8 protein-coding genes are annotated in these 12,322 nt (G+C 70.4%); 7 read left to right on the top strand and 1 reads right to left on the bottom strand.

Annotation, left to right across the window (positions count from 1 at the left end):
- Positions 1-6: 6 nt before the first annotated feature.
- The 5 genes from IG08_RS0143665 to cimA all read left to right on the top strand — a co-directional run bounded on the left by IG08_RS0143665 (position 7) and on the right by cimA (position 7,072).
- Positions 7-1,023, top strand: coding sequence for an agmatine deiminase family protein (locus IG08_RS0143665; protein WP_030616984.1), 1,017 nt, complete (start codon positions 7-9; stop codon positions 1,021-1,023).
- A 20-nt stretch (positions 1,024-1,043) separates the two neighbouring features.
- Positions 1,044-1,643 carry a TetR/AcrR family transcriptional regulator gene (locus IG08_RS0143660; RefSeq protein WP_030616981.1) on the top strand — a complete coding sequence of 200 codons (600 nt, stop codon included), beginning with the start codon at positions 1,044-1,046 and terminating at the stop codon, positions 1,641-1,643.
- Positions 1,644-1,766: 123 nt separating this feature from the next.
- Positions 1,767-3,854, top strand: coding sequence for a TolB family protein (locus IG08_RS0143655; protein WP_030616977.1), 2,088 nt, complete (start codon positions 1,767-1,769; stop codon positions 3,852-3,854).
- 72 nt (positions 3,855-3,926) lie between these two features.
- Positions 3,927-5,165 (top strand): TolB-like translocation protein, encoded by a 1,239-nt coding sequence (locus IG08_RS0143650; protein ID WP_030616974.1) that lies wholly within the window; start codon positions 3,927-3,929, stop codon positions 5,163-5,165.
- 302 nt (positions 5,166-5,467) lie between these two features.
- Entirely contained in the window at positions 5,468-7,072 is a 1,605-nt protein-coding gene (gene cimA / locus IG08_RS0143645; protein WP_030616971.1) for a citramalate synthase, read from the top strand.
- Positions 7,073-7,079: 7 nt separating this feature from the next.
- On the opposite strand, the gene IG08_RS0143640 is transcribed toward cimA, so the two are convergent.
- On the bottom strand, positions 7,080-7,568 hold the full coding sequence (locus IG08_RS0143640; RefSeq protein ID WP_052425120.1) for a hypothetical protein: 489 nt from the start codon (positions 7,566-7,568) through the stop codon (positions 7,080-7,082).
- A gap of 244 nt (positions 7,569-7,812) precedes the next feature.
- Between IG08_RS0143640 and IG08_RS0143635 the strand changes: the two genes are divergently transcribed.
- Both IG08_RS0143635 and IG08_RS0143630 read left to right on the top strand, forming a co-directional pair.
- Positions 7,813-10,833 carry a glycoside hydrolase family 3 N-terminal domain-containing protein gene (locus IG08_RS0143635; RefSeq protein WP_030616964.1) on the top strand — a complete coding sequence of 1,007 codons (3,021 nt, stop codon included), beginning with the start codon at positions 7,813-7,815 and terminating at the stop codon, positions 10,831-10,833.
- 34 nt (positions 10,834-10,867) lie between these two features.
- Complete coding sequence (locus tag IG08_RS0143630; protein ID WP_030616960.1) at positions 10,868-12,208, top strand: hypothetical protein; 1,341 nt, start codon at positions 10,868-10,870, stop codon at positions 12,206-12,208.
- Positions 12,209-12,322 lie beyond the last annotated feature (114 nt).

The raw sequence follows: 12,322 nt of genomic DNA, 5'->3' as shown, positions 1-12,322 counted from the left end.
CTTCTCATGAGCTTCCGTATGCCCCCCGAGTGGGCCCCGCACGAGCGCACCTGGATGGCCTGGCCCGGACCCAACCCGACCTTCACCAATGACGAGGAGTTGGCAGAGGCTCGCGCCGCCTGGGCGTCCGTGGCCCGCGCCGTACGCCGCTTCGAACCGGTGACGATGGTGCACGGGCCGGGTCAGGGCGAGCCGGCGCGCGAGCTGCTCGGCCCGGACGTCGACCTGGTCGAGTGCGAGCTGGACGACGCGTGGATGCGGGACATCGGCCCCACGTTCGTCACCGATGGTCATGAACTGGCCGCCGTGGACTGGGAGTTCAATGGGTGGGGCGCTCAGGACTGGGCCCGCTGGGAGCATGACTCCAAGATCGCCCGCCATGTCGCGGACCTCGCCGGGGTGCCGGCGCTGAGCAGCGCCCTTGTCAACGAGGGCGGTGCGATCCACGTCGACGGCGAGGGCACGGTCCTGCTCACCGAAACGGTCCAACTCGGCGCCGGGCGCAACCCCGGCTGGACGCGCGAGCAGGTCGAGGCGGAGATCCACGCCAAGCTCGGCACCACCAAGGCCATCTGGCTCCCGCACGGCCTCACCGGCGACTACGGCGTCTACGGCACCCAGGGCCACGTCGACATCGTCGCGGCCTTCGCCAGGCCCGGCACCGTACTGGTCCACAGTCAGCGCGACCCGGCCCACCCGGACCACGCCCGCTCCCAGGAGTACATCGCACTCCTCCGCGCCCAGACCGACGCGAAGGGCCGCCGTCTGGAGGTCGTCGAGATCCCCGCCCCGACGGTCCTCAAGGACGAGGACGGCGACTGGGTCGACTACTCCTACATCAACCACTACCTCTGCAACGGCGGTGTGGTGCTCTGCGCCTTCGACGACCCGGGCGACGAGATCGCGGCGGGCATCTTCCGCCGGCTGTTCCCCGAGCGGACGGTGACGCTGGTGGACGCCCGTACGATCTTTGCCGGTGGTGGTGGCATCCACTGCATCACGCAACAGCAGCCGAAGATCTAGAAGAGTCAGGGGAGCAGCAGATGGCCGGTGGGCGCAGGCAGGCCCCGCCCCGCGAGGACGTCCTCGCCGCCGCCATGGAGATGATCGCCGAGCGCGGTCTGGAGAAGCTCACCATGGCGGCGCTCGGCCGCGAGGTCGGCATGAGCAGCGGCCACCTCCTCTACTACTTCCACTCCAAGGACGAGCTGCTGCTGCAGACCCTGGAGTGGAGCGAGGGCCGGCTGGGCGTGGAGCGGAGCCGGCTGCTGGGCCGCACGGGGACGGCCCGTGAGCGGCTCGACGCGTACGTCGACCTGTACGTCCCCGACGGCCACCGCGACCCCCACTGGACCCTCTGGCTGGAGGTCTGGAACCGCTCGCAGAACGCGGATGAGGACGCCCGCGACCGGCAGGCCGCGATCGAGGGCGCCTGGCACCGCGACCTGGTGGCGCTGATCGCGGAGGGGGTGTCCCGGGGGGAGTTCAGGCCGGTCGACCCCGACCGTTTCGCGACCCGGTTGCGGTCGCTGATGGACGGCTTCTCCATCGACGTGGCGGTCGGCCTGCGAGGGGCCGACCGAGCGCAAGTTCTCGGCCATGTACGGGAGTTCCTGGACGAGGGCCTTCTCGCGGACGCGTGACCTTCCGTCCCGGTTGTACGCAATAAGGCCGATTGACCCTGTGGCGGTTGGTGCGTTTGCCTCGAAGAGGGCCCTCGGCGCGGGGCCGGGGGTGAAGCGTCAACGGGGACCACAGGGGGGAACATGTCCAGAGCCGTACATGTGTCCAGAGGCTGCTTAGGTGCGGTGCTGTTGCTCGCGCTCGCCGGAGCCGCCGTTCCGAGTGCCACCGCGGCACCGCACGCACCGCACACACCGAGCGTCGATCGGGTCAGCACCGCCGCCGACGGCACCCAGGCCGACGGGCCGTCCTACGAGGCCGCGCTCAGCGCCGACGGCCGGACCGTCGCGTTCACGTCGAGGGCGGCGAGCCTGGGCTGCGCGCAGTTCATGTGTCTGCGCGTGAAGGACCTGAGCACCGGCGGGCTCACCGCGATCGACCTCGGTCCCGGCTACACGTACGGCTCGCCGACGGTGAGCGGGGACGGGCGGATCGTCGGGTTCTCTGCGGGCACCCGGTTCGCCGCCCCGTACGTGTACGACCGGACCACGGGCCAGGCGGAGCGGCTGTGGCCCGAGAACCCGCCCGGTTCCGACGAGTTGGGCGGCGTGCAGTCGATCAGCCCGGACGGCACGCACGTCGCCTACACCATCGGCAACCGCAACGGCCCGCAGGGCACGCGGCTCCTGTACGTCCGCGACCTGGCCACCGGCACCGACGAACTGATCTCACCCGCCGAGGAGGGCTCGAAGCGCGGGGCCTCGGTGAGCGGCGACGGCGAGCGGGTCGCCTACCAGGTCCCGGGGCCCGGCGACGACGACCCGAACGACGTCTTCGTCAAGGACCGGGCGACGGCCGAGCGGACCCAGGTCGACGCGGGCCTCGGCCAGGGTGAGCTGGTCCGCATCACCGACGACGGCCGCCGCGTCCTCCTCAACGCCGAGGGCTACGTGTACGTCCACGACCTCCGCACCGGCGACTCACGGCGCGTGTCCGAGGGGCGTGCCTTCTCGGCCACGGCGGACGGCCGGTACGCCGTCGTCGCCGGCGAGGACGGCGTGCGGGTGCGTGACCTGCGGACGGGGTCGCGCGGGGCCGCCCTCCCGGCGGACGCCCGGACGGGAACGGACGCGCTGGCCGTCAAGGGGCGTGCGGTGGCGTTCCTTTCGGAGGCGTCCCACCTGGTGCCGGGCGACACCAACCGGGAGCCGGACGTGTTCGTCTTCTCGGGCGCACTCGGGACACGCCCGGCCCCGATGCCGTCCGTCACCGAACGGATCAGCATGACGTCGGACGGGCAGCAGCGCCCCGGGGCGTCCTACGGCCCGGTCATGGGGGAGGGCAGGGTCGTCGCCTTCACCTCGCAGGGGACGGACGACCCTCAGGACACGAACGTGTTCGTCGACGCGGGCGCCGGCATCTCCCAGGTCAACTCCACTTCCCAGGGCCCCGCGCACGAGGGCACGCCCTGCTACAGCGGACGCATGGTCGGCTACGTGGCCCCTTCCGACGCCGACGGCGGCCCGGAGGTCCACATCCGCAACCGCTCGGTCGGCAAGCTGACCGGCCTGGGCTCCTACCAGGGCGTCCGCTTCACCTGGATGGGACAGCCCCAGGTGGATCCCACCTGCTCGTGGATCACCTACGCCGCCACGCTGCCCGCCACCGACACCGACCCGTCACCCCAACCCCGCGTCTACCGCTTCAAGTTCAACGGCGGTACGACCGACGTGGTCAGCGATCCCCTGGGCGAGGCGGCGGGCAACCCGTCCATCAACTACGACGGCCGGTACATCGCCTTCGAGCAGGGCGGCGATGTCTACGTCCGCGACCTGGACACCGGCACCCTGGAGAAGGTCAGCGGCGACTCCTCTGACCCGTCGATCAGCGCGGACGGGCGCAAGGTCGCCTTCCAGCAGGGCCGTGACGTCTACGTCCGTGACCTCGACGCCGGGACCACGACCCGGGTCAGGGGCACGCAGCCCTCGCTCTCCGGGAGCGGGACGCATGTCGCGTACGTCTCCCGTGGAGCCGTGTACCTGCTCGAACTCGGCACCGGAGAACGCCAGTTGATCAGCGTCGACCGCTGGGGCGGCCGCAACGACCTCCCGGCCCGGCACCCCTCCGTCAACGCCGACGGCACGGTCGTCGCGTTCGAGTCGGCGTCACCCGATCTGGTGGAGGGCGACACCAACGGGGTGTCGGACGTGTTCCTGCGGACAGCGCAATGAAACCGACCAAGCAAATGCGATGAAACCGACCAAGCAAGTGCAATGACAACGACCAATCACGGGGGAACAGCCATGCACAGCACAAAGCACCTGGTCGCCGTCGCCCTCGCGGCTCTCGCCGCGGCGGCGCTCACCGCGCCCACGGCGACCGCCGCGCCCAGGGCCCCGTACACCGAGAAGGTGAGCGTGGCCCCGGACGGCACGGACGGCAACGGCGGCTCCGGCGGGCAGAGCATCAGCGCGAACGGCCGCTACGTAGCCTTCCGCTCCGGTGCCGACAACCTTGTCGCGGGCGACACCGACGGCACCGCCGACGCCTTCGTCCGCGACCTGAAGACCGGCACCACCCGCCTGGCGAGCACGGCAGGGGACGGCAACGTCGTGGACGTCTCACTGAGCGCGAACGGCCGCTATCTCGCGTACACGATCAACCCCACCTACAACACCACCGACAATCACATCTGGATCAAGGACCTGAAGACCGGCGCCGTCCAGCCCATCGACGACGCCATTGGCCCCGGCTACACGGCCGCCTCCAGCCCCGCCCTCAGCGCCGACGGCCGCTACGTCGCCTTCGTCGCCCTGCGCACGAGCAGCGAGGGGACGCCGGGCGACAGCTCGAGCCGGGTCTACCGCGTCGACCGCGTCACCGGCGAGCGGGTCCGCATCAGCCAGGTGCCGGGCGAGGGCGCCTGGAAGTCCGCCGCCATCAAACCGTCCATCAGCGCGGACGGCAGCCGGGTCGGCTACCAGTTCTTCGTCCCGTACCCCACTTCGGGAGACTGGAGCGACGCCTACGTCCGTGACGTGCCGAGCGGCGAACTGTTCCAGGTCGACAAGGCGCCGGACGGCAGGGTGTCCGACGGCCAGACCGAGTTCCCGCAGGTCAGCGCGGACGGCCGGTACGCGGTGTTCAACTCGCTGGACTCGCAGCTGACACCGGATGACACCAACGACAGCCACAACGTCTTCGTCCGCGACCTGAAGACGGGGTCGGTGAGCCGGATCGACGGGGCCGACCCGGCCGCCTACACCGCCTATCCCCAGCTCAGCGCCGACAGCAGGTACCTCGCGTTCGGCTCGGCCGCCCCGGCCTCGGACGAAGCGCGGCAGGTGTACGTACGCGATCTGCGCACCGGACGCACGGTGCTCGTCAGCGCCGCGGCGCAGGGAGGTCCGAGCGCCGACTACGCGGACTTCCCGGTGATCGACCGGCACGGCCGCACGGTCGCCTTCAGCAGCTGGGCCACCGACCTGGTGCCTGGCGACACCGACACCACCACTGACGTCTACGTACGCCACCTGAAGTGACCGACCGCATCCTGAGACAGCCGTGAGCGAGGCGCGGGGGTTGTGCCAGACTGCCCCCGTGCTCTCGTTCGCCATGATTATTGGCAGCAGGCGCGCCGGTCCGCAGTGACCGCCACGTACGACCAGGTACGGGCGGACACCGTCGTCCTCGACCCGCGCGCAGACCTCTCGCACCCGCGAGAGGTTTTTCGCTTTTCTGGCCCACCCGCAGCCGGAGGCGAGAGCGCGAGGGACCATGTGGGGACGGTGGAGCCGGTCATTCCGGTACAGACCGAGATCCAATCCTCAGGAGCCTTGAGACCATGACCGCAACCAGCGAGCTCGACGATCAGTTCCACGTCTTCGACACCACCCTGCGCGACGGCGCCCAGCGCGAGGGCATCAACCTCACCGTCGCGGACAAGCTGGCCATCGCACGGCACCTGGACGACTTCGGCGTGGGCTTCATCGAGGGCGGCTGGCCCGGCGCCAACCCGCGCGACACGGAGTTCTTCGCCCGCGCGCAGCAGGAGATCGACTTCAAGCACGCCCAGCTGGTCGCCTTCGGCGCGACCCGCCGCGCGGGAGCGAAGGCGGCGGAGGACCCGCAGGTCAAGGCGCTGCTGGACTCGGGTGCGGAAGTGATCACCCTCGTCGCGAAGTCCCACGACCGGCATGTCGAGCTCGCGCTGCGCACCACGCTGGACGAGAACCTGGAGATGGTCCGCGACACGGTGTCGTTCCTGACGGCGCAGGGCCGCCGCGTCTTCGTCGACTGCGAGCACTTCTTCGACGGCTACCGCGCGAACCCGGAGTACGCGAAAGCGGTCGTCCGTACGGCGTCGGAGGCCGGCGCGTCCGTCGTGATCCTCTGCGACACCAACGGCGGGATGCTCCCGGCGCAGATCCAGGCGGTCGTCTCGACGGTCCTCGCGGACACGGGCGCCCGGCTCGGCATCCACACCCAGGACGACACGGGCTGCGCGGTCGCCAACACGCTCGCCGCGGTGGACGCGGGCGCGACCCACGTCCAGTGCACGGCCAACGGCTACGGCGAGCGGGTCGGCAACGCCAACCTGTTCCCGGTGGTCGCGGCCCTGGAACTCAAGTACGGCAAGAAGGTCCTCCCCGAGGGCAAGCTGCGCGAGATGACGCGCATCTCGCACGCGATCGCGGAGGTGGTGAACCTGACCCCGTCGACGCACCAGCCGTACGTAGGAGTGTCCGCCTTCGCGCACAAGGCCGGCCTGCACGCCTCCGCCATCAAGGTCGACCCGGACCTGTACCAGCACATCGACCCCGAGCTGGTCGGCAACACCATGCGGATGCTGGTCTCCGACATGGCGGGCCGCGCCTCGATCGAGCTCAAGGGCAAGGAACTCGGCATCGACCTGGGCGGCGACCGCGAGCTGGTCGGCCGGGTGGTCGAGCGGGTGAAGGAGCGCGAGCTCAGGGGCTACACCTACGAGGCCGCGGACGCCTCCTTCGAGCTGCTGCTCCGCGCCGAGGTCGAGGGCAAGCCTCTGAAGTACTTCGAGGTCGAGTCCTGGCGCGCGATCGTCGAGGACCGCCCCGACGGCAGCCACGCCAACGAGGCCACGGTCAAGCTCTTCGCCAAGGGCGAGCGCATCGTCGCCACGGCGGAGGGCAACGGCCCGGTCAACGCGCTGGACCGCTCCCTGCGCGTGGCCCTGGAAAAGATCTACCCCCAGCTCGCCAAGCTCGACCTCGTCGACTACAAGGTCCGCATCCTGGAGGGCGTCCACGGCACCCAGTCCACGACGCGGGTCCTGATCTCCACGTCCGACGGGGCGGGGGAGTGGTCGACGGTGGGGGTTGCGGAGAACGTGATCGCCGCGTCCTGGCAGGCACTGGAGGACGCTTACATCTACGGCCTGCTGCGCGCCGGCGTGCAGCCCGCCGAGTAACGCCGCTTCAGCAGGAGTCCTCGGCGAGCTCCTCGAACTCGCCGAGGCTCATCGCCCGGCCGTCGGCCCAGACGTGACCGGGTTCGAGGGCGGCGAGGTCGGCTGCGCGGAAGGTGACGAGGCCCGTGTACTCGTAGTCGGATTCGCCCTTTCCGAAGGCGAGTCGGTACGAGTACGTCGGTATCACGCGCTGTTGCCCCACCGCCTGTGCGCGCCATGCGGCCGGAGGCTCGAACAGAGGGAACTCGGCGTCGGATCCGTGCCGTTCGCCGGGCACCTTCCAGCCGGACAGGTTCCGGTCGGAGTCCTCCTCGGCCGGGGCGCCGGTGAGCGACAGCCCGTGGATGAGGTCGTCACCGCACGGCCGCAGCACAGCCTGAGGTGCCCCCGAGGCGTCCAGTCGCACCGCGGCCAAGGGCAGCAACTCCGCACCGCACCCACTGAGCAACAACACTCCACCCACGGCACCCGCCACCGCGACCCCCGCACGTCTCATGCCCGCCCCCTCCGACAGTCGTCCGCCGCGTATCGACCCCATCACTCGTCGCGGGGAGGTACGACCACCGTTGTGCACCGGTCCCATTGCGGTCGTACAACGTGCCTGGTGGAGGCGCGAGTTGGGGCTGGTTCCGAGGTGCCGGAATGGCTGACGTGATGCCTTGACGGCTCTCTGGGCCACCAGTTCACTCGCGCCGTGAGGTACGTCATGAGTGGACTACGAGAGCCAAGGGGGAAGCTCCATGCGAAGAACCGCCCTGCTCGCCTCCGCCACACTGTTAGCGGCCCTGATCCCGATGGTGTCCGCGCAAGCGGCCGACGATCCCGCCCCGGTACCCATCGATCGCTTCGAAGGTGAAGTCCCCTTCGCCTCCCCGCCCGCCGAGGGCATCTTCACCTGGGGCAGCGACACCGACGACCCGCCCACCCTCCAGCTCGGCCCAAGGCCGGACGCCCCCGAGGGCGATCAAGTCCTCACCGGCACCTACGACATCAGCGGCTACGGCGGCTTCACCCATGACTTCGCTTTCGCCGAGCCCGCCCACGACTGGTCCGCCCACAAGGGCGTCCGCTTCTGGTGGGAGGGTCAGAACAACGGCAAAAAGGTCGCCTTCGAGATCAAGGACGGCGGGGCCGACGGAGAGGCCTCCGAGCTGTGGACGACCTCCTTCACCGACGACTTCACCGGCTGGAAGCAGATCGAGATCCCCTTCGGCGACTTCGCGTACCGCACGGACTACCAGCCCGTCGGGGGCATTGATCACGTCCTCGGGCTGACCGAGGCGTGGGGGTACGCCGTCACCCTCCCCGTGGGCATCAAGGGCCAATTCGCCATGGACGGCGTCGAGTTGTACGGAAAGGCCGACCAGTCACTGCGGGCCTCCGTCACCACCGACTCCGCCGTCCATCCCACGGACGAGGGCAGGACGGCGTCCGTGAAGCTCTCCCTCGGCACCATCGGCTCCGCCCCCATCGACGAACCCGTGACCGTCGCCTACGAGACGACCGCGACCGGCACCGCCACCCCGGGCAAGGACTACACCCCCGTCACGGGGACCATCACCTTCCCCGCGGGTACCGCCTCCGGCGCCTCCCGAACCGTCGACGTCCCCACCCTCAAGGACAAGACCGCCGAGTCCGCCGAGACCATCCCGCTCAAGCTCACCGTCACCGGAGCGAAGCCCCCGGACGAGACACCTCAGGTCGTCGTCGACGCGCACGGACTGCCGTATCTGAACAGCAAGTTGCCCGTGCAGCAGCGCGTCGCCGACCTCCTCTCCCGGATGTCCCTCGCGGAGAAGGCCGGCCAGATGACCCAGGCCGAGCGCGGAGCCGTCGGGAACGGGGGCGACATCGCCGCGTACGACCTCGGCTCGCTCCTCTCCGGCGGCGGCTCCACCCCGACGCCCAACACCCCCGAGGCCTGGGCGAAGATGATCGACTCCTTCCAACTCCGGGCGCAGGCAACCCGGTTCCAGATCCCGCTGATCTACGGCGTCGACGCGGTGCACGGCCACAACAACCTGGTCGGCGCCACGGTCATGCCGCACAACATCGGGCTCGGGGCATCGAGAGATCCCCAACTCGCCCAGAAGACAGGGGCCGTGACCGCCGCCGAGGTCCGCGCCACCGGCATTCCGTGGGACTTCGCCCCCTGCCTCTGCGTCAGCCGCGACGAACGCTGGGGCCGTGCCTACGAGTCCTTCGGCGAGGACCCGGCGCTCGTCGAGTCCATGGAGACGGTCATCCAGGGCCTCCAAGGCGCCCGTGACGGAAGGGACTTGAAGGACGACGACAAGGTCCTCGCCACCGCCAAGCACTTCGTCGGCGACGGCGGCACCGAGTACGGATCCTCCACCACCGGCACGTACACGATCGACCAGGGCGTCACCAAGGTCACCCGGCAGCAGCTGGAGGCCGTGCACCTCGCGCCGTACGAGACGGCCGTGAACCGCGGAGTCGGCACGGTCATGCCGTCGTACTCCTCGCTCGACCTCCTCGGCGACGGCCAGGGGCCGGTCAAGATGCACACCCGTGCCGACATGATCAACGGCGTGCTGAAGGGCCGTATGGACTTCGACGGCTTCGTGATCAGCGACTGGGACGGCATCGACCAGATCCCCGGCGACCGCGCCTCCGACGTCCGTACGTCCATCAACGCGGGCCTCGACATGATCATGGTCCCGTACGCCTACAAGGACTTCCACTCCACCCTCGTCGCGGAGGCGGAAGCCGGGCGCATCAGCGAGGAGCGCGTCGACGACGCCGTGTCACGCATCCTCACGCAGAAGTTCCGGCTGGGGCTCTTCGAGAAGCCGTACGCCGACACGAGCGGCGCCTCGGAGATCGGTTCCGCCGAACACCGGGCCGTCGCGCGCAAGGCGGCCGCCGAGTCGCAGGTGCTGCTGAAGAACGCGCAGGGCGTGCTGCCGCTGAAGAAGTCGCAGAAGGTGTACGTCGCCGGCTCCAACGCCGACGACATCGGCAACCAGAGCGGCGGCTGGACCGTCACCTGGCAGGGCGCGTCCGGCGACATCACACCCGGGACGACCGTCCTGGAGGGGATGCGGAAAGCCGGGGGAGACGTCACCTACTCCAAGGACGCCTCGGCGCCTTTGAGCGGTCACGACGTCGGTGTGGTCGTCGTCGGCGAGACCCCGTACGCCGAGGGCCTCGGAGACGTCGGCAACGGCCATGACCTGGAGCTGTCCGCCGCCGACCAGGCAGCCGTCGACAAGGTGTGCGCGGCCATGAAGTGCGCGGTGCTGATCGTCTCCGGGCGTCCCCAGCTGATCGGCGACCGGCTCGGCGACATCGACGCCCTGGTCGCCTCCTGGCTGCCGGGAACGGAAGGCGACGGCGTCGCGGACGTGCTGTACGGCAAGCGCGCCTTTACCGGTCAGCTCCCCGTCACCTGGCCGAAGTCGGAGGCCCAGCTGCCGATCAACGTCGGCGACGCGTCGTATGACCCGCAGTTCCCGTACGGCTGGGGGCTGACGACCCTGACCAAGGTGCCGGAGGGCGGGACGGCGACGCTGAAGGCGCTCGGCATAGCGGCCAGGGCGGCGGAGAGGGCGGGCGCGGAGGAGGCCGGCCGCGCGATCGTCACCCGGGTGCGGCTGATCGTCCAGCAGGCCGGGCAGAAGAAGATCACGGCGGCGTTCGCCAAGCCCTTCGCCGACGCGGACCATCTTCTGCTGACCGGACGGTACGGAGAGGCGGTGGAGAAGCTGATGGCGGCATATCGGGTGGCGACCGACTGAGGATGTTTTGGGAGGCTTCGGGTAACTTCGAAGTATGAAGTCCGTCCTACGGACCCGAAGCCTCCCAGGACTGCTGGCGGCCCTGGTGCTCGCGGCCCTGACCGTACTGTGGGTGGGCCCCTCGCCCGCCTCCGCCGCGACGAGCGTCTCGGCGATCGGCGAGGCCCTCCGCGAGAGCCCCGTCTACGTCGACCCGGCCGCGTCGGAGCAGCTGTCCGCCGCGGACGCCGACACCCTCGCGCAGCAGATCGAGAACGCCGACAAGCCGCTCTTCCTCGCCGTGCTGCCCGCCGACTATCCCAAGCAGGACCTCTTCACGAAGCTGCGCACCGCCACCGGGATCACCGGTCTGTACGCGGTCCGCGTCGGCGACGACTTCGACGCCCGCGCCGACTCCTCGGTCCTGTCACGCGCCGCCGTGCAGAACCTGGTCACCACCTACAAGGGCGAGGACACCAGGGCCCAGCTGAGCGACTTCACGAACAGCGCCCTCACCAACATGGGCGGCTCGGCCCCGTCCGGCTGGAGCTCCTCCGACGATGACGGGGGCGGGGTCTCGACCGCCGCGCTGGTCACCGTCGGTGCCGTGCTGGTGGCCGGTGGTGCGGGTGCGTACACCCTCGTACGGCGGAACCGGCGCCGGCACGAGGAGGAGCAGCGGGCCGCCCTGGAGAAGCTGCGGGTCGTCGTCGACGAGGACATCACCGCCTTCGGCGAGGAGCTCGACCGTCTCGACTTCCATCCCGGGGAGGCGGGGGCCGACGACGCGATGCGCGCGGACTACGAGCGGGCGCTGGACTCGTACGAACAGGCGAAGACGTTCATGGCGGCGGCCCGCCGGCCCGAGGAGGTGCGCGCCGTCACCCAGGCCCTGGAGGACGGCCGCTTCTCGCTCGCGCAGCTCGCCGCCCGACGCGAGGACCGGCCGCTGCCGGAGCGCCGGATGCCCTGCTTCTTCGACCCGCGCCACGGTCCGTCGGTCGCCGACGCCACCTGGATCCCGCCGGGCGGCGCCCCGCGCGAGGTTCCGGTCTGCGCGGCGGACGGGACCCGCCTGGCGGACGGCCGCGATCCGGTGATGCGCGAGGTGGACACCGACCATGGCCGCCGCCCCTACTGGGACGCGGGCCCGGCCTACGGCCCCTGGGCAGGCGGCTACTTCGGCGGCGGCATCCTGCCGGGCCTCCTCATCGGCACCATGCTCGGCAGCATGATGGCCACCTCGGCCTACGCGTCCGACTACGGCTCCGGTTACGGAGACTTCGGCACGGGCGGCTACGAGGGCGGCGATGTGTCGGGCGCCGACTTCGACTCCGGGGACTTCGGAGGCGGCGGAGACTTCGGCGGGGGCGGGGACTTCGGCGGCGGGTTCTGAGCGGACCCCGGGCTGTTCTCGCCCCCGCCGCCCCTACCCGTCCCATCCTTCCGGGGCTCCGCCCCAGACCCCGCTCCTCAAACGCCGGAGGGGCTGGATTTTGCCGGCCGAGGC

Origin of the sequence: Streptomyces fulvoviolaceus (assembly GCF_000718165.1) — a bacterium.
GTDB lineage: Bacteria > Actinomycetota > Actinomycetes > Streptomycetales > Streptomycetaceae > Streptomyces > Streptomyces fulvoviolaceus.
The sequence above is the reverse complement of the archived record's forward strand: the minus strand, read 5'-3'. Positions and strand labels throughout refer to the sequence as shown.